The 20,664-nt window shown below is 74.2% G+C and carries 18 protein-coding genes, 7 tRNA genes and 1 pseudogene; 19 read left to right on the top strand and 7 right to left on the bottom strand.

Annotation, left to right across the window (positions count from 1 at the left end):
* The first annotated feature begins 496 nt into the window (after positions 1 to 496).
* The 5 genes from ACIBQZ_RS13720 (at position 497) to ACIBQZ_RS13740 (ending at position 7,046) form a co-directional block, all read left to right on the top strand.
* On the top strand, positions 497 to 1,519 hold the full coding sequence (locus ACIBQZ_RS13720) for a glycoside hydrolase family 11 protein (protein ID WP_396088921.1): 1,023 nt from the start codon (positions 497 to 499) through the stop codon (positions 1,517 to 1,519).
* A 211-nt stretch (positions 1,520 to 1,730) separates the two neighbouring features.
* Positions 1,731 to 4,535 carry a BTAD domain-containing putative transcriptional regulator gene (locus tag ACIBQZ_RS13725; protein ID WP_396088922.1) on the top strand — a complete coding sequence of 935 codons (2,805 nt, stop codon included), beginning with the start codon at positions 1,731 to 1,733 and terminating at the stop codon, positions 4,533 to 4,535.
* A 69-nt stretch (positions 4,536 to 4,604) separates the two neighbouring features.
* Positions 4,605 to 4,802, top strand: coding sequence for a hypothetical protein (locus ACIBQZ_RS13730; protein ID WP_396088923.1), 198 nt, complete (start codon positions 4,605 to 4,607; stop codon positions 4,800 to 4,802).
* A 14-nt stretch (positions 4,803 to 4,816) separates the two neighbouring features.
* Positions 4,817 to 5,944 (top strand): glycosyltransferase, encoded by a 1,128-nt coding sequence (locus ACIBQZ_RS13735; protein WP_396088924.1) that lies wholly within the window; start codon positions 4,817 to 4,819, stop codon positions 5,942 to 5,944.
* A 58-nt stretch (positions 5,945 to 6,002) separates the two neighbouring features.
* Positions 6,003 to 7,046: a hypothetical protein gene (locus ACIBQZ_RS13740; RefSeq protein ID WP_396088925.1), complete on the top strand. Its 1,044-nt coding sequence runs from the start codon at positions 6,003 to 6,005 to the stop codon at positions 7,044 to 7,046.
* Positions 7,047 to 7,050: 4 nt separating this feature from the next.
* Here ACIBQZ_RS13740 and ACIBQZ_RS13745 read toward each other — a convergent pair whose 3' ends face one another.
* Positions 7,051 to 7,866: an SAM-dependent methyltransferase gene (locus tag ACIBQZ_RS13745; protein WP_396088926.1), complete on the bottom strand. Its 816-nt coding sequence runs from the start codon at positions 7,864 to 7,866 to the stop codon at positions 7,051 to 7,053.
* Between the two features lie 114 nt (positions 7,867 to 7,980).
* On the opposite strand from ACIBQZ_RS13745, the gene ACIBQZ_RS13750 reads away from it, so the two are divergent.
* Positions 7,981 to 8,172, top strand: a complete 192-nt coding sequence (locus tag ACIBQZ_RS13750) for a hypothetical protein (RefSeq protein ID WP_396088927.1) — start codon at positions 7,981 to 7,983, stop codon at positions 8,170 to 8,172.
* Positions 8,173 to 8,458: 286 nt separating this feature from the next.
* Here ACIBQZ_RS13750 and ACIBQZ_RS13755 read toward each other — a convergent pair whose 3' ends face one another.
* Together ACIBQZ_RS13755 and ACIBQZ_RS13760 are read right to left on the bottom strand one after the other, a co-directional pair.
* Positions 8,459 to 8,659, bottom strand: coding sequence for a hypothetical protein (locus tag ACIBQZ_RS13755; protein WP_396088928.1), 201 nt, complete (start codon positions 8,657 to 8,659; stop codon positions 8,459 to 8,461).
* On the bottom strand, positions 8,656 to 9,051 hold the full coding sequence (locus tag ACIBQZ_RS13760; protein WP_396088929.1) for a hypothetical protein: 396 nt from the start codon (positions 9,049 to 9,051) through the stop codon (positions 8,656 to 8,658). Before ACIBQZ_RS13760 ends, ACIBQZ_RS13755 begins: the two co-directional genes overlap by 4 nt.
* 1,788 nt (positions 9,052 to 10,839) lie before the next feature.
* On the opposite strand from ACIBQZ_RS13760, the gene ACIBQZ_RS13765 reads away from it, so the two are divergent.
* Positions 10,840 to 11,082 carry a hypothetical protein gene (locus tag ACIBQZ_RS13765; RefSeq protein ID WP_396088930.1) on the top strand — a complete coding sequence of 81 codons (243 nt, stop codon included), beginning with the start codon at positions 10,840 to 10,842 and terminating at the stop codon, positions 11,080 to 11,082.
* Positions 11,083 to 11,175: 93 nt separating this feature from the next.
* Positions 11,176 to 12,240 carry a YncE family protein gene (locus ACIBQZ_RS13770; RefSeq protein WP_396088931.1) on the top strand — a complete coding sequence of 355 codons (1,065 nt, stop codon included), beginning with the start codon at positions 11,176 to 11,178 and terminating at the stop codon, positions 12,238 to 12,240.
* Between the two features lie 665 nt (positions 12,241 to 12,905).
* Here the strand turns inward: ACIBQZ_RS13770 and ACIBQZ_RS13775 are convergent.
* Positions 12,906 to 13,778 carry a GntR family transcriptional regulator gene (locus tag ACIBQZ_RS13775; RefSeq protein WP_396088932.1) on the bottom strand — a complete coding sequence of 291 codons (873 nt, stop codon included), beginning with the start codon at positions 13,776 to 13,778 and terminating at the stop codon, positions 12,906 to 12,908.
* Positions 13,779 to 13,794: 16 nt separating this feature from the next.
* On the opposite strand from ACIBQZ_RS13775, the gene ACIBQZ_RS13780 reads away from it, so the two are divergent.
* From ACIBQZ_RS13780 to ACIBQZ_RS13790, 3 genes and pseudogenes are all read left to right on the top strand, one after another.
* Positions 13,795 to 16,578: an FAD-binding and (Fe-S)-binding domain-containing protein gene (locus tag ACIBQZ_RS13780; protein WP_396088933.1), complete on the top strand. Its 2,784-nt coding sequence runs from the start codon at positions 13,795 to 13,797 to the stop codon at positions 16,576 to 16,578.
* A 126-nt stretch (positions 16,579 to 16,704) separates the two neighbouring features.
* Positions 16,705 to 16,818 (top strand): annotated as a pseudogene (locus ACIBQZ_RS13785) (ABC transporter ATP-binding protein); the annotation flags it as partial.
* A gap of 369 nt (positions 16,819 to 17,187) precedes the next feature.
* A complete protein-coding gene (locus ACIBQZ_RS13790) occupies positions 17,188 to 17,496 on the top strand; it encodes a hypothetical protein (RefSeq protein WP_396089142.1) in 309 nt (102 codons plus the stop codon).
* On the opposite strand, the gene ACIBQZ_RS13795 is transcribed toward ACIBQZ_RS13790, so the two are convergent.
* The gene (locus tag ACIBQZ_RS13795) at positions 17,383 to 18,261 is read right to left on the bottom strand and encodes an aminoglycoside adenylyltransferase domain-containing protein (protein WP_396088934.1); all 879 of its coding nucleotides are present in this window, start codon (positions 18,259 to 18,261) and stop codon (positions 17,383 to 17,385) included. The two genes, ACIBQZ_RS13790 and ACIBQZ_RS13795, sit on opposite strands and share 114 nt — an antisense overlap.
* 280 nt (positions 18,262 to 18,541) lie before the next feature.
* On the opposite strand from ACIBQZ_RS13795, the gene ACIBQZ_RS13800 reads away from it, so the two are divergent.
* From ACIBQZ_RS13800 to ACIBQZ_RS13830, 7 genes are all read left to right on the top strand, one after another.
* Positions 18,542 to 18,614, top strand: a tRNA-Trp gene (locus tag ACIBQZ_RS13800).
* Positions 18,615 to 18,645: 31 nt separating this feature from the next.
* A tRNA-Gly gene (locus ACIBQZ_RS13805) sits at positions 18,646 to 18,718 on the top strand.
* 42 nt (positions 18,719 to 18,760) lie between these two features.
* Positions 18,761 to 18,833 (top strand) — tRNA-Leu (locus tag ACIBQZ_RS13810).
* 10 nt (positions 18,834 to 18,843) lie between these two features.
* Positions 18,844 to 18,916, top strand: a tRNA-Thr gene (locus ACIBQZ_RS13815).
* Positions 18,917 to 18,933: 17 nt separating this feature from the next.
* Positions 18,934 to 19,006 (top strand) — tRNA-Ala (locus ACIBQZ_RS13820).
* 49 nt (positions 19,007 to 19,055) lie between these two features.
* Positions 19,056 to 19,127, top strand: a tRNA-Val gene (locus tag ACIBQZ_RS13825).
* A 20-nt stretch (positions 19,128 to 19,147) separates the two neighbouring features.
* Positions 19,148 to 19,221: transfer RNA gene (locus tag ACIBQZ_RS13830), tRNA-His, on the top strand.
* Positions 19,222 to 19,248: 27 nt separating this feature from the next.
* Here ACIBQZ_RS13830 and ACIBQZ_RS13835 read toward each other — a convergent pair.
* Both ACIBQZ_RS13835 and ACIBQZ_RS13840 read right to left on the bottom strand, forming a co-directional pair.
* Positions 19,249 to 19,665, bottom strand: a complete 417-nt coding sequence (locus ACIBQZ_RS13835; protein WP_396088935.1) for an MmcQ/YjbR family DNA-binding protein — start codon at positions 19,663 to 19,665, stop codon at positions 19,249 to 19,251.
* 9 nt (positions 19,666 to 19,674) lie between these two features.
* Entirely contained in the window at positions 19,675 to 20,247 is a 573-nt protein-coding gene (locus tag ACIBQZ_RS13840) for a TetR/AcrR family transcriptional regulator (RefSeq protein WP_396089133.1), read from the bottom strand.
* 11 nt (positions 20,248 to 20,258) lie between these two features.
* Here ACIBQZ_RS13840 and ACIBQZ_RS13845 point away from each other — a divergent pair, with 11 nt between their 5' ends.
* The gene (locus tag ACIBQZ_RS13845) at positions 20,259 to 20,648 is read left to right on the top strand and encodes a VOC family protein (protein WP_396089134.1); all 390 of its coding nucleotides are present in this window, start codon (positions 20,259 to 20,261) and stop codon (positions 20,646 to 20,648) included.
* Positions 20,649 to 20,664 lie beyond the last annotated feature (16 nt).

Consider the following 20,664-nt stretch of genomic DNA (forward strand, 5'->3'; position numbering starts at 1 on the left):
CGGGTTCCGGCCCGCCGCCGGGCCACCGGCTCGCGGTTCCGGCCCGCTGGGCAGCGGCTCGTGGTTCCGGCCCGCCGGCCCACCGACCGGAAGGTCTCCGGATCTTTCGGAGTCGTCGGCGTGATCATCCGGCCGCCCGACGCGCCCTCGGCGTGATCGTCTCCAATCATGATCAACATGGCGGATCTCCTGGTCAGACCACTGGCCAGGGTGAACCGCGCCCCGGCGGCAAATCCTTCCCACGCGTAGATTTCCGGAACATTTCCGAAAGTTTTTGACAAGGCGGCGCGCGGCACCCTACCGTCGCCATCGACGGCACTCGATGACCGTCACCGCCAGGAACCGCGACCCGTCCCCCGGTCGTGCAGGACGACCGGATCCCCACCGCGTGACCCGGCGCCGTTGTCCGCGGGCCGTCCACCCGGCCCCGGCCGGCCCGCCAGGCCGGGTTGCGCTGCTGGCCTCCCGCCAGCCGTCCCGAGGAGGAAGCAATCCCATGACCGACACTCCCACCAAGCCGAGGAGACGTGGCCGCGTGCGGCTGCTCCTCGGCGCGGCGTGCGCCGCCGTGCTGGCCGCCGGCGGCCTGATGATCGCCGCGCCCAGCGCGTACGCCGAGGCCGACCGCACCGTCTCCCAGAACACCACCGGCACCCACAACGGGTACTACTTCTCGTTCTGGAAGGACAGCGGCAACGCCAGCATGACGCTGCGCGCCGACGGCCGGTACTCCAGCAGCTGGAGCAACAGCACCAACAACTGGGTCGGCGGTAAGGGCTGGGCCACCGGCACCCGGCGGACCGTCACCTACTCGGGCAGCTACAACCCGAACGGCAACAGCTACCTCGCCCTGTACGGCTGGACGCGCAACCCGCTCATCGAGTACTACGTGGTGGAGAACTTCGGCACCTACAACCCCAGCAGCGGCGCCACCCGGATGGGCTCCGTCACCACCGACGGCAGCACCTACGACATCTACCGCAGCCAGCGGGTCAACCAGCCGTCGATCGACGGCACCGCCACGTTCTACCAGTTCTGGAGCGTCCGCCAGCAGAAGCGCAGCAGCGGCACCATCACCACCGCCAACCACTTCGACGCCTGGGCGCGCGCCGGCCTGAACCTCGGCACCAACCACGCCTACCAGATCATGGCCACCGAGGGTTACCAGAGCAGCGGCAGCTCCGACATCACCGTCCGGGAAGGCGGCGGCGGCAACCCCACCACCCCGACGACCGGCCCGACCAACCCGGGAGGCGGTAACTGCACCGCCGTGCTCTCCGCCGGCCAGCAGTACGGCGACCGGTTCAACCTCAACGTCGCGGTCAGCGGCGCCAGCAACTGGGTGGTCACGCTCAACCTGAACGGCGGCCAGAGCCTGCAGAACAGCTGGAACGCCTCCGTCAGCGGCACCAGCGGGTCGATCACCGCCCGGCCGAACGGCAACGGCAACAACTTCGGGGTGACGATCATGGCCAACGGCAACTGGACCTGGCCGACGGTCACCTGCCGTACCGGCTGACCCGGGCACCGGGGCCGGCGCAGCCGGATTCCGCGCCTGCCGGGGTCACCGCACCCCGGCAGGCGCGGAATGCTGTCCCGCCCGTCGTCGGTTCCGGTCAGCGGACCCCCGTCCGACCCGCTCACCGGGTGTGGCATCGGTACCTGCCGGACGTTACATCGAGGTCCGTACATCGCCTGTACATCGGGCGAGCTGTCGATAGGCTTCGCCGGTGGCCGCCGCACCCGAACCATCCACATTGGGCTTCGACTTCGCGCTGCTCGGCCCGTTGCGGGTGGCGCGGCACGGCGTCGAGATCCCGCTCGTGCCGGTCAAGCAGCGGCTGCTGCTGGCCGGGCTGCTGCTGCGGCCCAACGAGGTGGTCGGCGCCGGGGAGCTGCTGGCGATCCTGTGGCCGGACGAGCCGCCCGCGTCCGCGGCGGCGAACCTGCGCACGTACGTCCGGGGGCTGCGGCAGGCGCTGCGCGCCGGCGCGGGCGAACCGGAGCGGATGCCCGTGGTCTCCGGCGGCTACCTGCTGCGGGTCGAGCCCGGCGAGCGGGACCTGGACCGGTTCGACGCCGCGGTGGCCCGGGGCCGGGCCGCCCTCGCCGACGGGGAGCCGGCGCGGGCGGCGGCCGAGCTGGCCCGGGCGGTCGGCATGTGGCGCGGGGCGGCGCTGGCCGACCTGCCGCTGAGCGCGCTGCTGGAGAGCCGGGTCCGGCGGCTGGAGGAGCGGCGGTTGCTGGCCGAGGAGGACCACGCCGCGGCCGCGCTGGCCGCGGGCACGGCGGACGCCGAGGTGATCCAGCGGCTCCGGGCCCTGGTCGAGCAGCATCCGCTGCGGCAGCGGGCGTGGGGCCAGCTGATGACCGCCCTGTACCGCACCGGCGACGTGTCCGGCGCGCTGGACGCGTTCCACCGGGTCCGGCAGGCGCTGGCCGAGCAGACCGGGCTGGACCCGGGGCCGGAGCTGGTCCGCCTGCACGACGACATCCTGCACCACCGCGCCGACCCGCGGCGGGAGCAGCAGCAGGGCAGCCGGCCCGCGCAACTGCCGCTGGCCGTCCGCGGCTTCGTCGGGCGCGAGCCGGAGCTCACCCGGCTCGACACCTACCTGGCCGCGGCGGCGGGCGGGCCGACCACCGTGGTGATCTCGGCGATCAGCGGCATGGCCGGCGTCGGCAAGACGGCGCTGGCGCTGCAGTGGGCGCACCGGGTGGCCGGCCGGTTCCGCGACGGCCAGCTCTACCTGAACCTGCGCGGCTACGACGACGTCGAGGCGGTGTGCCCGGCCGAGGCGCTGCGCAGCTTCCTCGAGGCGCTCGGCGTGCCCGACGGCCGGATACCGGCCACCACCGACGCCCGGGCCGGGCTGTACCGGAGCCTGCTGGCCGACCGCCGGATGTTGATCGTGCTCGACAACGCGCGCGACGCCGGCCAGGTGCGCCCGCTGCTGCCGGGCGCCGGGCACTGCACCGTGGTGATCACCAGCCGGGACCAGCTCAGCGGCCTGGTCGCGGCGGAACGGGCCCGGCCGCTCACGCTGGGCGTGCTGAGTGACCCGGAGTCCCGGGACCTGCTCGGCGGCTGGCTCGGCGCCGACCGGGTCGCGCGGGAGCCCGAGGCGTTCGCCGACGTCATCGACGCGGCCGGCCGGCTCCCGCTGGCCCTGTCCATCGTCGCGGCCCGGATCGCGGCCAAGCCGGCGTTCCCGCTCGCCGCGTTCGCCGCCGAGCTGCGCCCGCGCGAGGCCCGGCTGGACGCGCTGGCCGACGGCGACGTACGGCGGGTCTTCTCCTGGTCGTACCGGGCGCTGAGCGAACCCGCCGCGCGCCTGTTCCGCCTGCTCGGCCTGCACCCCGGCCCGGATCTGACCGCCCCGGCCGCGGCCGCGCTGACCGGCCGGGAACCGGCCGCCGTCGGCTCGTCGCTGCGCGAGCTGACCCGGCTGCACCTGCTGAGCGAGCACCAGCCGGGCCGGTACGTGCCGCACGACCTGCTCCGCACCTACGCGGCCGAGCTGGTCCGCGCCGGCGAACCGGCCGCCGCGCAGCGCGAGGCCCTGCACCGGCTCTACGACTACTACCTGCACAGCGCCTTCCCGGCGGCCCGCCTGTTGCAGCCGCAGTGGGCCGCGATCACCCCGGCGCCGCAGCTGCCGGACAGCTTCGCCGTGCCGGTCGCCGACCGCGACGCGGCGCTCGCCTGGTTCACCGCCGAGCGCGCGGTGCTGATCCGGGTCGTCCGGCAGGCGGCCGACACCGGGTTCGAGACGTACGCCTGGCAGCTCGCCTGGGCCGTCACGGCGTTCCTGGCGCCCCGGGGCCTGTGGCAGGACCAGCTCACCGTCCAGCAGATCGCGGTCACCGCGGCGGAACGGGCCGGCGACCGCGGCGGCCAGGCGATGGCCAACCGGCTGCTGGCCCGCGCCGCGCTCCGGCTCGGCGGGCACGACGACGCCGCCGGCCGGCTGGACGCGGCCCTGCGCCTGTACGAGCGGCTCGGCGACCTCACCGGCCAGGCGCAGACCCTGCACAGCCACACCGAACTCGCCTACGAGCGCGGCCGCCCGCGGCAGGCGCTGGAGTATGGCCGGCGGGCGCTGCGGCTGCACCGGCTGGCCGGCACGCCCGCCGGTGAGGCGCGCACGCTCAACGCGATCGGCTACATCCAGGCCACCATCGGCGACCACCCCTGCGCGATCGCCAGCTGCACCGAGGCCCTCACCATCCAGCAGCGGATCGACGACCGGAACGGCCAGGCGGCGACGCTGGACAGCCTCGGCTTCTCCCACGAGCGGCTCGGCGAGCACGGCAAGGCCGCCGACCTGTACGAGCAATCGATCGCGCTGTTCCGGGACTCCGCCGACCGCTACCACGAGGCCGAGACGCTGACCCGGCTGGGCGACGTCCGGGCGGTGACGGGCGACGGGAGGGCCGCGGCCGACGCCTGGCGCCGCGCGTTGCGGATCTACGAGGCCCTGGGCGACCCCGCGGCCGAGCAGGCCCGGAAGCGGCTGAGCAGCCTCGACTGAGCCGGTGTGCGCCCAATGTGCGGGCGCGATACGGCCGCGTTGCTAGCGTCCTGCCGTTCCGATTCGGCGATGGACCCCGCGGGAGGCACCACTGTGGACGTGCGAGACGAGATCCTCGCCGAGGTCATGGGTGAGATCGGGGAGGCGGCGCCCCGTCGCCCGCTGCGGACCATGGCCGGCACCGCGGTCGCCCTGGCAGGCACGTCGCTGGTGACCGTCCAGGCGCCCTGCGCATCCGGCCAGTTCGAGACCACCACGTACGCCTGATCGGCTGACCTGTCATGGGAGGCATCACCGCCGCCGTCATCGCGCGGGACGAGGAGCGGTCCATCCGGCGGTGCCTGACGAGCCTGCTGGCGTCGGGCGTCGACGAGGTCGTGCTGCTCGACACCGGCTCGGCCGACCGGACCGTACCGTTGGCGGCCGGCCTCGCCGCCGACCGGCTGCGCATCCTCCGGACGACCTGGCGTGACTCGTTCGCCGAGGCGCGCAACGAGGCGCTCGCCGCGAGCCGCAACCCGACGGTGTTCTTCCTGGACGCCGACGAGTGGCTGGACCCGGCGGAGGCGACCCGCCTGGTCCCGGAGGTCTGCCGGGTCCGTGACCTCGGCGGGTACGACGCGCTCGCGCCGCTGATCCAGGAGGCCGGCACCGGCGAGATCTGCCACGGCGTCACCCGGATCGTGCTCGACGCCGGTGCGGTCTCCTTCCGCGGGCTGGTGCACGAATACCCGGCCGTGCGCACCGGACGGGCCCGGATCGGCAAGCTCGGCCTCACCGTCCGGCACGACGGCTACAGCCTGGGCGCGGCGACGCGGGCCCGCAAGGTCACCCGGAACGCCGGGCTGATCGGCAAGGAGCTGGCCCGCACCGGGGGCGCCGCCCGGGCCCGGTACTTCGCGCTGGTGGACGGCCTCGACCAGCCCGGCGAGCGGGACCTCGCCGGGCTGGTCGGGGCGCTCCGGGCGGCCGTGGACGATCCCGCCGATCCGTACCCCGCGGCGTACTACGTCCGGCGCGGCCTGATCGAGGCGATCACCCACCTGATCATCGTCGGGGACCCGGCGGCCGCCCTCGACCTGACCCGGGTGCTGGCGGAGGAGGGCCCGGCCGGTGACGTGGACGCCGCGTACCTGGGCACGATGGTGCGGGTTGTGACGGGCGAGGCGAGCGACCACCTGCTGCGGGAGGTGATCAAGGCGCGGCAGGACGCGGCCGCCGTCCCGAGGAGCACGCTGTGTCCCGACGGGCGGCATCTCGACGCCCTGATCGCGTTCCTGCTGGCGGCCCGGGGCGACCGCGACCGTGCCGCCCGCTACCGGCGGGCGACGCCGCCGTGGACGGACTCGTTCTTCCTCGCTTCGATGATGCGGACCGACGGGCTCCGAAATGCGGAACTGTCCAGCTGAGGACGGCCCGCGACCGCGGGCCACGTATGCTTCCGCGGCCCGCTCGGAAAGGACACCCGTGTACGAACAACAGCAGCCGCCGTGGAGCCCGACACCCCCGCCCGGGTACGGGCCGCAGGGGACGACCGCCGTGGCGGTGACCACCCGCTACTCCTGGTTGACCTTCATGCTCGGCCTGTTCAAGCCGTACCTGGCGCTCAACGGGCAGCCGGTGCAGGCGGGCTGGGGACGTACGGTCGTGCCGGTGCCGCCCGGCCAGTACCACGTGCACGTGCATGTGCCGTACCTGCTGCCGTCCCGGATCGGCACCGCCGAGACGGTCGTCGGGGTGCACCCGGGCCAGGTGGTCGAGCTGGAGTACCGGGCCCCGGCGATCGCCCTGCTGGGCGGCGCGATCGGGCCGGCCCCGCAGAAGTACCGTGGCCTGCCCGCGGCGATCGCGCTGGTGGTCGTGCCGCTGCTCCTGCTGCTGTGCGTGTGCGGCGGGCTGGGCATCGCCGCGCTGGTCGACAACTCCGACCCGGTGGCGGCGCCCACCGCGGTGCGGCCGGACCCGGTCGTGCCGCGCACCACGGAGCCCACCGCGGCGGTCCCGTCCGGCAGCAAGCCCACCCTGCGGCCGGTGCCGGCCCGCACCCTGGTCGGGCCCGGGTACGCCGCCGGGGACAAGACCTACACGATGGGCTTCACCGGCTGGCCGTTCGCGTTCCGGACGCCCGGCACCTGGGGTTGCGTGGCGGGCCGCCTCGACCTGCCGGACGCCAAGGCCTGGGTGTGCATCAACGAGGGCAACCCGGGCAGCGGCCAGCGGCTGCAGATCATGCTGCGGCCCTGCCCGGCGCCGTGCGGGCCGGCCGACCGGGCCCGCCTGAGCACCGAGTGGTTCGACCCCGGCGCCAAGGCGAAGACCTACGACGAGAGCACCTCGTACGTCGAGACGGTCAAGGACGCCAAGGGCCGCTACACCCTCGACATGAGCCACTTCTTCCGGGCCGACGGCGGCACGCAGACCTGGCAGGTCGGGGTCGGGGCCTTCACCCCGCCCGCCACCAGGGCCGACATCCAGAAGACCATCAACGACGTGCTCACCCAGACGAGCTGACCCCTCAGGGCTTGCGGCCCACCGCGCTCCAGATGTTGATGTCCGAGCGCGCGGGAATCTCCGCGTGCGCCGCCGGGCGCCACTCGCTGGCCGGCACCACGCCCGGCTCGACCAGCTCCAGTCCGGCGAAGAGGCCGGCGAACTCCTCCCGGCCGCGGGTCCACACGTCGGACTTGCCCTGCGCGATGAGCTGCTGATAGAGCGCCTGCTGCTCGGGGGTGCCGAAGTCGGACGTGGCGTGCGTGGCGACCAGGTAGCTGCCCGGCGGCAGCGCGTCGAGCAGCCGGCGCACGATCGGCTCGGCCGCGCCGTGGCCGTGGATGAAGTGCAGGACGGCGATCAGCATCAGGCCGACCGGCTGCTTCAGGTCGAGCGTGTCGTGCAGCACCGGGTCGGCCAGGATCGACTCCGGGTCGTTGAGGTCGGCCTGCAGGTAGGCCGTCCGGCCGCCGGGGCTGCTGTCGAGCAGGGCCCGGGCGTGCACCATGACCAGCGGGTCGTTGTCCACGTAGACGATGCGGCTCTCCGGGGCGTGCCGCTGGGCCACCTCGTGGGTGTTGTCCGCGGTCGGCAGGCCGGTGCCGATGTCGAGGAACTGCCGGATCCCGGCCTCCGCGGCGAGGAACCGGGTGGCCCGCTGCAGCAGCGCCCGGTTGGCCAGCGCGCCGAGGCGCACCTTCGGGAACAGCCGTTCGAGCTCATCGCCGGAGGCCCGGTCGGCGGCGAAGTTGTCCTTGCCGCCGAGCCAGTAGTTGTACCGCCGCGCGGGGTGCGCCTTGGTCGGGTCGATGCCTGGGGTGGCTGCGCTCGTGTCGTCCACAGCTGAACAATATCGCCGCCGGGTCCGGTGCCCGCGCCGGTGGTCCACAAGCGATGGCCCGGGTGGCGGACAATGGAAGTCACCGTCCGGGCGGACGCGACGAGGAGGTCGACGATGAGTGACGATCGCGAGCGGGCCGAGCCCGACCCCGACTCCCGCACCGACGAGGAGCTGGAGCGCCAGCGGCAGACGAGGTTCGGTCACCTGCCCGCCCGGGTGCGGCCGGAGGACCTGGTCGAGACCGAGGACGCGGACGTGGCGCACGAGGAGCCGGGTCAGCCGATGGTGCGCCGCGAGTGGGGTTGAGCGGCCACCCCGGGGAGGTCGCGGATGCGCTCGGCAGCAGCTCGGCGGGGCGGCCGGCGTCCCGGTGCTCCCCCGGGGCCCGGAGCTGGGAAAACGCGGCGAGACAGCCGAGGAGGGGGCCCGGTTCTTCGGCCCGGTTCTTCGCCCGGTCCGATGGTCGTGCCGGGCTGCGTGCGGCGCGGTGACATCACCGTGATGTGCCTGCGACGGGGTTGCCGGCCGGGTTGCGCAGGGTGACCGCCGGCCACCATCGGCGCGCTGCACCCGCAGGTGCACGCTGCCCTGCTCACCGCACCACGCCGCGGCGGGTCCACAGCGCTTCCTCAACCGTCACCCAATCGTCGTCGGCCTGCTTCCCGGTGACGGAGAACAGCTCGCCGGCTGAGGATGCAGGCGATCCAGGGATGCGACGCCAGGACACGGGCATGGCCACCAACGGCTCGACCGCGCGAGCGGCGACGCCGGAGCGGTCAGCGGCGCTGCTCACGTCGTCGTGGGGGACGGCAAGCCGTCCGGTGCCGACGGCTCAGGAAACGGGATGCTCTGTTTTTTCCCCGACCCGGACACTCCGATGGATCTCTGATCGTGCTGAGGCGGGACCCAGGAATGCATTCTCGCGGGGCTGTTCGGCGAATCTGTGGCGTCGACAACATCGGCATGATCGAGCGCCGGTGAGGACCGGAAATTGTCGGTGGGGCGCGGGACGATTGGTCCATGCGGCAGCTCCAGTTGTTCACGTCCGCGGAACTGGCCGGGATGCGCGACCGGACCAGATCCCGCAATTACTCGCCCGAGCGCGAGGAATTCCGGCGCACTCATCAGCGGCACCGCGACTGGGGCCTGGCTCGCCGCCACGCCGAACGCCTGCGGCGCGTCCACGACAGACCCAGCGAGCCCCGGCCAGGGCGCCCCGACGGACAACCGCCGTCGCCTCCACCATCGTCCCGGAGGTGCCTGCCACCCCCGCCAAGGCGGGCGCCACACCCGGCATGCCTGCCACCGCCGGTCCCGGCGGCCCCGGTCGGACCGGCATCCTCGGCCTCGGCGGGCCCGTCAATCCCGGGCCCGTCAATCCCGGGCCCGCCGGGTCCGGTGCCGTCAGGGCGCTCGGTCCCGGCGGGCTCGGTGCCGTCACCGCGCTCAGTCCCGGCGGGCTCGGTGCCGTCACCGAGCTCGGTCCCGGCGGGCCCGGTCGGACCGGCATCCTCGGTCTCGGTAAGCCGGAATGCTCGGCCTCCGCGGGCCCGGCACCCTCAAATCCTGGAGGACCCGGAACCGCCCGCCTCGGCGGTCCCGGCGGTCCCGGCGCCCTTGATCCCGGCGGGCCCGGCGCCCTTGATCCCGGCGGTCCCGGTCCCGCCCTCATCCTCGGTCCCGGCGGAACGGGCATTCTCGGCGCTGGAGGACCCGGTCCCGCCGCCATCCTCAGGCCCGGTGGACCGGGCATTCTCGGCGCTGGAGGGCCCGGTCCGCCCGCACCCTCGGTCCCGGCGTGCTCGGCCTCCTCGGCCGGCCCCGCACTCCCGGTATTGGCAGACTCGCCGTGCCCTGAGGGCGGCATCGCCGACGCCTCAATGCGAATCAAGGGCCAACCGGGATCCGCCGCCATCCTGCCGCCAGCAGTCCGCGCGAGATGGCCCGCCCGCACCACGGCCCCGTCCGCCGGGACCGCCGCATGCAATCGCGATTCCCCCGTGCGGCCTCGGCCGACGCCCACCGGTCGCGGGTCCGGGTGGACGGCGAGGTCCGCCGGCGACCGGTCCACATCGGGGCCGATCCTCGCCGGGTCGATGCTTGCCGGGTCGATGCTTGCCGGGTCGATGCTTGCCGGGCGGCAAGCCGCGCCGGGATCGGCTCGGCGAGACGTCCGCTTTCCGGTCGGGTTCGGGCGGTGACGCGTCTGGTTTCGGATGAATGACCCATGTGGCCGCGGGCGATCCTCGCCGCGGTTCGCTGGCTGCCCACGACGGCGGGGCTGTTCCGGCGGGCGATGGCAGGAGGGTCCGCAGGCGGCACACCACAAACGAGAACAGGACGGGAAGAAAACGAGGAAGCAGCGCTCAATTGTCCCGGCGGTCATTTCCGGCAGGCGCTCCGACATGCCATTCCGGCCCGTCGGGGCTGCCGCAACCGTGCGCCGAACAGTGACCAAAATCAGGCTCTGCCGGAATGGTGGCCGTCGCTGTGGCTGCAATTGCCGCCGACACTGTGAAGCCGGCTGGTCGGCCGGTCCACCAAGCGGGCCGCGACGGCCGTGGCGGGAATGTGTCGATGGTGGCCGAGCGTCGTGGTGGGCCTTGACAGCCGCCTGATCAACATGATGCATCCCGGGCAGTTCGCGGCGCCCACGCCCTGTCCGTCGTGGAATGTCCAGGATCTGCTCGGTCGCATCCTCACCGTGGTCGGGCGGGCCGAGCCGGCCACCGTACGCCGGGACTTCGAGGTCGCCGCCGCCCGGGTCCGCGCCGCTCGGGTCCGCGCCGCTCGGGTCCGCGCCGCTCGGGTCCGCGCCGCTCGGGTCCGCGCCGCTCGGGTCCGCGCCGCTCGGGTCCGCGCCGCCCGGGTCCGCGCCGCCCGGACTCCCTCGCCCGGGCCCGCGCCGCCTGGGGCCGTACCGAGGAGGCGGTCGGCAGCACCGCCGGGCCCTGGGGCCTCGTTCCCGCGCCGGTGGCGCTGTCCGGGCTGGTGCTGGAGCTCGCCGCGCACGCCGGGGATCTTGCCACCGCGCTCGGGGACCGGACGCCGATCGATGAGGAGCTCGCCACGGCCGCCCTGACGATCGCGGGCCGGCTGGTGCCGCCGGATCTGCGCGCCGGTCACGCCTTCGGGCCGCCGGTCGCACTGCCCGCCGGCGCCGATGCCGGGACGCGGCTGGCCGCGTACCTCGGTCGGCGCTCACCCGGAGCGTGACCGGCCGGGTGACGATGTCCGGGGCGGAAAAAAGTGGGTCCACTGTGCTACACAGAAAACTCGTCCGAAACGCTACGAGACCTCGGGGGAGTCATGCGTATCCGGAGGAAGTTCACCCTGCTCACCGCGGCTCTTGCCGCCTCACTGCCGGCCGTCGCGGTGGCGCCCGGCGCGGCTCACGCGGCCGCTGCGGTCGTCGTCCGCCTGCCGATCCCGGTGGCCGTCGGCGCCGACGTGGTCGCGGCCGGCGACCGCGAGTTCATCAGCGGCGGCTACGGCACCAGCCAGATCGCGGTGGCCGACGCGGCCGGCGCGATCGTCGCCACCATCGACGGCCTGCCCGGCCCGACCGACCTGGCCCTGAGCAACGATCGGCGGACGCTGTTCGTGGCCCTGCCGGCCGCGAACGCCATCGCCGCCTTCGACACCGGCTCGCTGGCGGAGACGGCCCGCTACGACACCGGCGCCGAGGGCGGCTGCCCGGCGCATCTCGCGCCGGCCGGCCGCTACCTGTGGTTCGGGTACGGCTGCACGCCCGGCACCGGCGACATCGGCCACGTCGACCTGCGCCGCCAGCCGGCCCGGACGACGCTGGGCCTGGCCGGCGCGACGTACTTCTACGACGCGCCGGCGGTCGCCTCCGCGCTGCGCAACCCGGGGGTGCTGCTGGCCGGCGAGACCGGCAGCAGCCCCGCCGAGATCCACAGCTTCACGGTGGCCGGCGGCCGGCTGACCGAGGTGAGCTCCACCCGCGAGCTCGGCAGCAACCTCGGTGACCTGGCCCTGGACCCGGCCGGCAGCACGGCTTTCACGGCCAGTGGCGCGCCGTACCACTTCCCGTCGGTCCCGGCCGGCGACCTGAACGCGCCCGGGCTCAACTACCAGGCGCAGCCGTACCCGGTCGCGGTCGAGGTGTCGCGGGAGGGTGGCAAGCTGGCCGGCGGCATCAACGGCATCTACGAGCCGGACGTGTACTTCTACACGATCGGCAACCCGGCCCCGCTGGCGACGTACGAGGTCGGACAGGGCTACCACCTGCTGAACGGCGCGCTCGCCTGGGCGCCGAACGGCAGGAGGGCGTACGCGGTCAGCACCGATCGCGACTACGAGCCCAGCACCACGGCCGAACTGCACGTCATCCCGGCGCCGGCCGCCTGACGGGGCCACGCGTCGCGGTCCCGGCCGACCCCCGGTGATCGGCGGGATCACCGGGGGTGCCCCCGTGCACCCCCGGCAGTGCTGTGCCGGGCGCCCGTCAGCCAGTGCAGCCACGTGTGGCGCTGCTGCCCGTCTCTCGGGGCGAACGTCGGGCATTCCCCGTTCCGGGCGGTCCAAACGTCCCGTTCGGAGATCGGGGCAAACCGCAACATATGCCGTGCATAATCGTTGGTCGGGGACAGGTGACCGCAGGTCCGCGGTCCCGCCGCCACGAACCAGGAGCCAGACATGGATGGGCGCTGCGCCCGGCTTGCCGTCGCCGCTGTGATTGTCGGGACCGGGATCGCGGTCGCCGCCCCGGCATCCGCGGCGGTGACCTACCAGCCCGCGACGCAGACCGGCTCCGTCGGCGCGGCGGACGTCCGGCGCGCCTTCGGCTGGACCGCCGCGAAGCTGGCCGCGCGGGCCGGCGGCATCACCTTCGACCACGACTTCTGGACCGACGACACCTACTCGGTCGGCTGCGGGAAGCGCCGGCACCCCGTCGTGCACCACCGGGTCTACGGGCGTTACGAGCTGGCCGACACCGTGATCCGCCGGGACCGGCCGCGCTCCGCCACCGGCTACGGCGCCGGCGTCACCGGCTACGGCGCCGGCGTCACCGGCTACGGCGCCGGCGTCACCGGCTTCCGGCTCACCGGCGCGCGTTCCGGCATCTCGGGCACCTCGGTGGCGCCGGCCGTCGGCCGGCCGTGCCCGGTGCCCGGCGCGGCGCCGGGCTCGAAGATCAACTCGCTGCGGCTGGTGTCGACGGCCAGCGGCTGGGCGCTGGTCGTCCGCTCGGGCGAGCGCAGCCGCCGGCTGGCGAGCGGCCGCACCTGAGCCAGGTTCGCCATCAGCAGGCTCCGGGTGGCCTCCAGGTGGCTGCGCATCGCGGCCTCGGCGGCGGCTCCGTCGCGGGCCAGCACCGCGATGACCACCGGCTTGTGCTCGGCGTGGATCTCGGTCAGGGTGCGGCCGCTGGCCGTGGTCGGCGGGCCGAGCAGGGCGGTCGTCGTGCGCAGCTGCTCGACGATGGCCGCCGTCCGGGTCTTGCCCGAGGCGCGCAGCAGCAGGTCGTGCAGGGCGCGGTCGGCCGGCCAGAAGGCCGCGGCGTCGTCCCGGGCCGCCGCGGCGGCCATGGTCTCCAGCGCCGAGCGGAGGGTGGCGTGCTGGGCGTCGGTGGCCTGCTCGGCCGCCAGCCGGGCGGCGGGCGGTTCGAGGGCGAGGCGGATGCCGATGATCTCCTCGATGTCGTGCGCCCGCGGCGGCAGCACCCGGAAGCCGCGGTTGCGGATGATCTCCACCAGGCCCGCCGCCGCGAGGCGCAGCAGCGCCTCGCGGACCGGGCTGCGGGACACCCCGAGCAGATCGGCAAGCTGATAGACCGAATAGGTCTGCTCCGGTACGAGCTCACCGGCGGCTACGCCGTCGCGGACCGACTGCACGACGGCGTCGGCGAGGGAGGGCGCCTCCGGCGGAAGGTTCAACGCTGGCATGAGTAACATGTTACCTATGGATGACGTGGTGGCGGCGCTGGAGCGGGCCGGTCTTGAGGTGCGGGCCGACGCCGGCACCCGCGGCATGTACGCCTCCGACGCCTCGCTGTACCGGATCCCGCCGCTGGCCGTGGTGCGGCCCCGGCTCGTCGACGAGGTGGCCGCCGCGCTGGCTGTCGCCCGGCAGGCCGGGGTGCCGCTGACGTCGCGGGGCGCGGGCACCTCGGTGGCGGGCAACGCCGTCGGGCGCGGCATCGTGCTGGACTTCTCCCGCCACCTCAACCGGGTGCTGGAGGTCGACCCGCAGGCCCGCACGGCGGTGGTGGAGCCCGGCACCGTGCACGCCGTCCTGCAGCGGGCCGTGCTGCCGCACGGGGTCCGCTTCGGGCCGGACCCGTCGACCCATCCGCGCTGCACGATCGGCGGGATGATCGGCAACAACGCCTGCGGCTCGCGGTCGCTGGCCTACGGGCGCACCTCCGACAACGTGGTCGCGCTGGAGCTGCTGACCGCCGCGGGCGAGACGCTCAGCACCGGGCCGGCGGGCGTGCACGGCGCCGAGTCGGTCCTCGACGAGTTGCGCGCGGTCGTCGGCCGGCACCTGGCCACCGCCCGCACCGAGTTCGACCGGTTCGGCCGCCAGGTCTCCGGCTACGCCGTGCAGCACCTGCTGCCCGAGCGCTTCGACCTGACCCGGGCGCTGGTCGGCTCGGAGGGCACGCTCGCGGTCATCACCCGGGCGACCGTCAAGCTGGTGGTGGACGCCCCGGTCCGGGTTGTCGTCGTGCTCGGGTTCCGCGACATCGTCGCGGCCGGCGAGGCGGCCCCGGCCGTGGTGGCGCACGGCCCGACCTCCTGCGAGGGGCTCGACTCGCGGCTGCTCGACGTGCTGCGCGCCCGGCGCGGCCCGGACGCCGTCCCCGACCTGCCGCGCGGCGGCGCCTGGCTCTTCGTCGAGCTGGCCGGCGACGAGGCCGGCGAGGTGGTTGTGCGGGCCCGGCGGCTGGCCGGCGCCGGCCTCGCCGACGACAGCCTGGTGGTGACCGATCCCCGCGTCCAGGCCCGGCTGTGGCGCATCCGGGAGGACGGCGCGGGCCTGGCCGGCCGGGCGCCGTCCGACAAGCCCGCCTGGCCCGGCTGGGAGGACGCCGCCGTCCCGCCGGAGAAGCTCGGCGCCTACCTCGCGCGCTTCGACGAGCTGGTCGCCTCGTACGACCTGACCTCCGCGCCGTTCGGGCACTTCGGCGACGGGTGCATGCACGTGCGGCTCGACCTGCCGCTGGACCAGCCCGGCGGCACGAAGATCATGCGCGAGTTCCTCACCGACGCGGCCCGGCTGGTCGGCGAGTTCGGCGGCTCGCTGTCGGGCGAGCACGGTGACGGCCGGGCCCGCTCGGAGCTGCTGCCGCACATGTACTCCCCGGACGCGATCGCCCTGTTCGCCGGCATCAAGCACGCCTTCGACCCGGGCAACCTGCTCAACCCCGGCGTGCTGGTCGACCCGGACCCGATCGACGCCGACCTGCGGCCCGCGGGGCGCTTCCCGCTCAAGCAGCTGGCCCTGGCATACCCGCACGACGACGGCGACCTGGGCCAGGCCGTGCACCGCTGCACCGGCGTCGGCAAGTGCCGCGCCGACAACTCCGCGGCCGGCGGCGTCATGTGCCCGTCCTATCTGGCCACCCGCGAGGAGCAGGACTCCACCCGCGGGCGCGCCCGGGTGCTCCAGGAGGTCGTCCGCGGCGAGCTCGCGTGGTCGGACCCGGCGGTGCACGACGCGATGGACCTGTGCCTGTCCTGCAAGGGCTGCGCCTCCGACTGCCCGACCGGCATCGACATGGCCACCTACAAGTCCGAGGTGCTGCACCAGACCTACCGGGGCAGGCTGCGGCCCCGCTCGCACTACACGCTGGGCAAGCTCCCGCTCTGGGGCCGCCTGGCCGGCTGGACCCCGCGGCTGGCGAACCGCGCGATGCGGCTGCCCGGGCTCGGCCCGGCCCTGCTGTGGCTGGCCGGTGTGGACAAACGGCGGTCGGTGCCGGCCTTCGCCCGGCGCCCGTTCCGGCGCACGTTCGTGCCGCAGGCGGCCGACGGCCGCAAACCCGTCGTGCTCTTCGCCGACTCCTTCTCCGACGCCTTCTCACCCGAGGTGGCCGATGCCACGGTACGGGTGCTGCGCGCCGCCGGATACGAGCCGCGGCTGCCGTCCGGTGCGGTGTGCTGCGGGCTGACCTGGATCACCACCGGCCAGCTCGACGCGGCGAAGAAGATCCTCACCCGGACGGTCGCCGCGCTCGCCGCCGACGCCCGCGCCGGCGTACCGATCGTCGGCATCGAGCCCTCCTGCACGGCCGTGCTGCGCTCCGACGTGCACGAGCTGCTCCCCGGCGACGCCGACGCCCGGGCGGTGGCCGGCGCGGTCCGCACCCTGGCCGAGCTGCTGGCCGACACCCCGGGCTGGCACCCACCCGACCTGTCCGGCGTGGACGTCATCGCCCAGCCACACTGCCACCACCACGCCGTGCTGGGCTGGCAGGCCGACGCCGACCTGCTCGCCGCCGGCGGCGCCCAGGTGCGGCGGCTGGCCGGCTGCTGCGGTCTGGCCGGTAACTTCGGCGTCGAGATCGGCCACTACGAGGTGTCCGTGGCCGTCGCGGGGCAGAACCTGCTGCCGGCCCTGGACGCCGACCCTGATGCCGTGGTGCTGGCCGACGGGTTCTCCTGCCGTACCCAGGTGGCGGACCTGCGCGACCGCCCCGCCGTGCACCTGGCTCAGCTGCTGGACCGCCCGGCGCGGTGACCGCGGCGGGCAAGGCGGCGGCATCCGCCGGGCCGTATCGTGGGCGGCGTAGGGCTGTTCGGCCGTGAGGGCCGGCCCCGGCGGCCGGTCGAGCCCGCCGCCGCCGCGCCGCCCGGCGGCCCGGCGGTGTCCACCACCGCGCTGAGCAAGCGGTTCGGCGACCGGATCGCCTTCCGCGACGTCTCCTTCGAGATCGGCTACGGCGAGGTCTTCGGCTTCCTCGGCCCGAACGGCGCCGGCCCGGGACGTGCACGAGCTGATCGCCACGCTCAGCCGCGGCGGGGTGACGATCTTCCTCACCACCCACCGGGCTGGCCGAGGCTGCGCGCCTCTGCGACCGGTGGCCGTCCTGAACACGACGCTGCGCACGATCGGCCGGCCCGCCGAACTGCGCGACGCGCCTTTCGACCGCACGCTCACGGTCCGCACCCTGGCCCCGCTCGACGACCGGCCGGGGTCCTCGGCGGGCTGCCGGCCGTCACCGGCTGGCACCGGGACGGCCGGAACCGGTGCTCACGACGCCGATCCGCCGCGAGGAGCTGCTGCTGGGCACGGCGCTGGGCGCGCTGCTGCCCTCGCTCGCGGTCGCCTACCTGGTGTACGGCCTGCGTGGAGCTGTTCGCCGCCCGGGCCGTGGCGTCCGCGCTCATCCGCCCGCCGGACCTGCTGGCGCAGCTGGTCCTCACGCCGCTGCTCACCGGCTGGTCGATCTGGATCGCCATGGTGATCTCCACGCGCGCGACCGACATGCGGGTGGCCCAGCAGTTCGCGGTGCTGGCGAGCCTGCCGTCGATCGCGGTGACGTCACTGCTGACCGGTGTCGCCGCCGCCGCGGCCCTGCTGCTGCTCGACCGGATCGGCTGGGCGCTGGCGTCGGCGCTCTTGGATCGCGAACGGCTCGTCACCGGCGCGAGGTGAGGACGGCGTCGCCGGCGTGGTGGCGTCGAGCACGGTGTCGAGCAGGTCGGCCAGGGCTCGCTCGTCGATCGGGCTCGCCGGCTCGTGCTCGTACTGCTGGAGTGCCTGCCGGACTGCCGACAGCGAGGGGTCCCGGTCGAGGGCCCAGGCCGCGGCCTGCGCCTTGGCGCAGTGCACGTGCTCGACGGCGAACCGCCAGATCCGGCAGGCGGTGAGCACCATGAAGGCGGCGTGGCGGGTGTCGCCGGTGAGCGACCGCCAGGTCAGCAGCCAGTGCCTGCCCCGGTCGACGACCCACGCGTCCGGGACGGGCGCGATCACCTCGCGGGAATCGGCGCCACGGAGGGCGATCCCGTGCGCCCGCGCCATGGACAGCTCGGTGAGCAGGTCCGGAGCCGCAGGTGTCCGGCGCTCGACCTCGCACTCGGCGGCCGGCCCGGCGGAGCGGCCGACGTGGAGCTCCAGGGCGGGCTGCCGGGTCGGCGCCCCGGCGACCTCGGCGGTCACGACGTGCACGTCGAGGCCGGCCGCGCCGCCGAGGTCCGCCTGACGAACCGCGCGTTCCAGGGCGGCCGCCTGATCGTCGGCGAGGCCACCGGCGACAACGGCGAGCACATCGATGTCGCTGCGCCCGGGACGGAACCCGCCGGCCGCCAGCGACCCGTGCAGCACCACCGACCGCAGCGCGCCGCCGGTGATCTCGGCACAGGAACCGGCGAGCAGCTCGGCGGTGGATCGGGCGCGGCGTTCCCCGGCGCTGACCACCCCTCCGTTCTACCAGTAATTGGCTTGTCGGCCCGATCGGCGCGGCCGTACCGTAGTGATCACACCGAACGCACCGAGACGGTCAGGAGAACGAGATGTCGTGGCAGGCCCCGAACACCGCGCTCCGGCTCACGCCGGTCGGCGCGGCTGTGCTGAGCCTGACCGGGCTCGGCGAGGTTCTTGAGGGAAACGGGTAGGCGGCGCGGACAGCGCACCTCGGCACAGCCGCCGCCCACCCTGCCGGGTCGGGCGGCCTTTTCGTATCCCGGCAGCCGGACAGACGGGTGTAGCTCAACCGGTAGAGCAGCGGTTTCCAAAGCCGTGTGTTGCGGGTTCGACTCCTGCCGCCCGTGCTCCTGACAACTCCACAGTGGATGACAATATGCGGCTGTAGCTCAGCGGGTAGAGCGCGACGTTGCCAACGTCGAGGTCCCGGGTTCAAGTCCCGGTAGCCGCTCGGTGCGGGCCGTTGCGATCCGGCAGCCCGCCCGCAACAAACGCCCTCGTAGCCCAACGGCAGAGGCCCGACGTTGAGGACGTCGGTGGTGCGCGTTCGAATCGCGCCGAGGGCACGCAGTTCCGGCCAGTGGAGCATGACAGGTCGTGCACCCGTTTCGTAATCGGGAGGTAGCGGGTTCGAGTCCCGCCGCTGGCTCTGGCAGGGAAGGTCAAGGGCTCGTAGCTCATCTGGTAGAGCGCCCGTGTCGCAAGCGGGAGGTGGCCGGTTCGACTCCGGCCGGGTCCACAGCAGGAAACGCGGGGGAGGAGCCCTGAGCCCACCTCCTCCGCGTGACGCCCGGATAGCTCAGCGGGAGAGCGCCGCCTTCACACGGCGGATGTCCCAGGTTCGATCCCTGGTTCGGGCACCGGCCTGCGGGCCGAGATGGTGGCTGTAGCTCAGCGGCCGAGAGCGCCGGGTCGTGGCCCCGGAGGCCGCCGGTTCAAATCCGGCCGGCCACCCTCACCAATGCGCCGGTTCGAGTCCTGTCATCCGCTGTGGAGCCACGCGTCCCGTCGGCGCGCCGACGCCCGGGACAGCCACGCGTCCTGGACCACCTCGGCCAGCTCGGTGCGGGTGATCTCGCCCAGCCGGCTCGCCCGGATCAGCACCGAGCGGTGGCCGTCGAAGTGCGGCGTGGTGAAGAACGGGTTGGACTCGTCCTGGACCAGCGCCTGCTTGTCCGCGTCGGACTCCACCCAGAAGACGATCACGTCGGGGTAGCGCTCGCCGGTCTCCGGGTCCACCGCGTCCGGCCGGGGCGTGCGGAAGAACACGAAGGACTTGCCGCCCACCTGGTAGACCGGGTTGTCGGCCTCGGGGTCGTAGACGGTGACGTGCGGCATGGCGAGGGCGAGCTCGTGCACGTCCTCGAGTCGCGCGGGGCGGTCGGCCGGGTCGGTCACCCTGCCAGCCTAGGCCGCCAGCAGCGCGGCGGTGAGCACGGCGGCGGCCCGTTCCTGCCACTCGTCGGGGGTCCACCCGCAGACGTCGCTGAACTGCAGGTAGGTCTCGACGTTGCCGAGCACGAAGGCGATGTCGCGTGCCTGCTCGACCCCCATTCCCGGCTTGAGGGCGCCGCGGGCGGCGAGCAGGTCCGCCAGGAAGCCGTGCGCCGCCCGCGTCTGGGCCTGGTTGGTGTCCCACTGCGCGGCCACTTCGGGGTCGGTGCCGGTGGCGCCGCGCATGACCCGCATGAGCGGGGCGATCCGGTCGAGGATGGTCCGGCCGGTCGCCAGCCACAGCGTGATGATCCGCACCGGATCGGGCTCCTGCTGGATCTGCCGCACCCACGGCCGTTCCATCAGCGGCACGGGCTCGTCGTCGCCGACCGCCGCGACGTCCAGGGCCTCCTTGAGCAGCGTGCGCTTGTTGCCGAAGTGGAAGTACACCGTCTGCACCGCGACGCCGGCCTGCTCGGCCACCTGGTCGAGCAGCGTCGCCCCGTAGCCGTGCGCGACGAACTGCGCCGCGGCGGCCGCGACGATGCGCCGGCGGCCTGTCCGGCTTCCACCACGTCAAGCTCCCGGTGGCCGACCTCGGCCGCAGCCGGGACTGGTACACCGCGGTGCTCGGCCTGCGGGTCGAGATCGAATTCGTCGAGGACGGGGAGCTGCACGGCCTCGCGCTGGCGGACGCGAGCGGCCGGCTGCGCCTGGCCCTGCGCCTCGATCCGGTACGGGCGGCCGCCCTGGCCGGCCTCGACCCGGTCGCCATCGAGGTCCCCAGGCGCGAGGACGTCGACGCCTGGCGGGGCCGGCTGGACGACCTGGGCCAGCCGCACGGCGGCATCGTCACCGGGCACCAGGGTGGGCTCCGTCCTGGTCGGGCTGCACGACCCGGACGGCATCGAGATCCGGCTCTACGCCGCATGGCCCCGAAGGACTGATCATGACCGACCTGCA

Origin of the sequence: Actinoplanes sp. NPDC049599, from assembly GCF_044465625.1 — a bacterium.
GTDB lineage: Bacteria > Actinomycetota > Actinomycetes > Mycobacteriales > Micromonosporaceae > Actinoplanes.

Coding starts and splice junctions, on each gene's coding strand:
- ACIBQZ_RS13720 (WP_396088921.1), top strand. CDS start 497: ATGACCGACACTCCCACCAAGCCGAGGAGACGTGGCCGCGTGCGGCTG.
- ACIBQZ_RS13730 (WP_396088923.1), top strand. CDS start 4,605: ATGGACCCCGCGGGAGGCACCACTGTGGACGTGCGAGACGAGATCCTC.
- ACIBQZ_RS13735 (WP_396088924.1), top strand. CDS start 4,817: ATGGGAGGCATCACCGCCGCCGTCATCGCGCGGGACGAGGAGCGGTCC.
- ACIBQZ_RS13750 (WP_396088927.1), top strand. CDS start 7,981: ATGAGTGACGATCGCGAGCGGGCCGAGCCCGACCCCGACTCCCGCACC.
- ACIBQZ_RS13770 (WP_396088931.1), top strand. CDS start 11,176: ATGCGTATCCGGAGGAAGTTCACCCTGCTCACCGCGGCTCTTGCCGCC.
- ACIBQZ_RS13775 (WP_396088932.1), bottom strand. CDS start 13,778: ATGCCAGCGTTGAACCTTCCGCCGGAGGCGCCCTCCCTCGCCGACGCC.
- ACIBQZ_RS13780 (WP_396088933.1), top strand. CDS start 13,795: ATGGATGACGTGGTGGCGGCGCTGGAGCGGGCCGGTCTTGAGGTGCGG.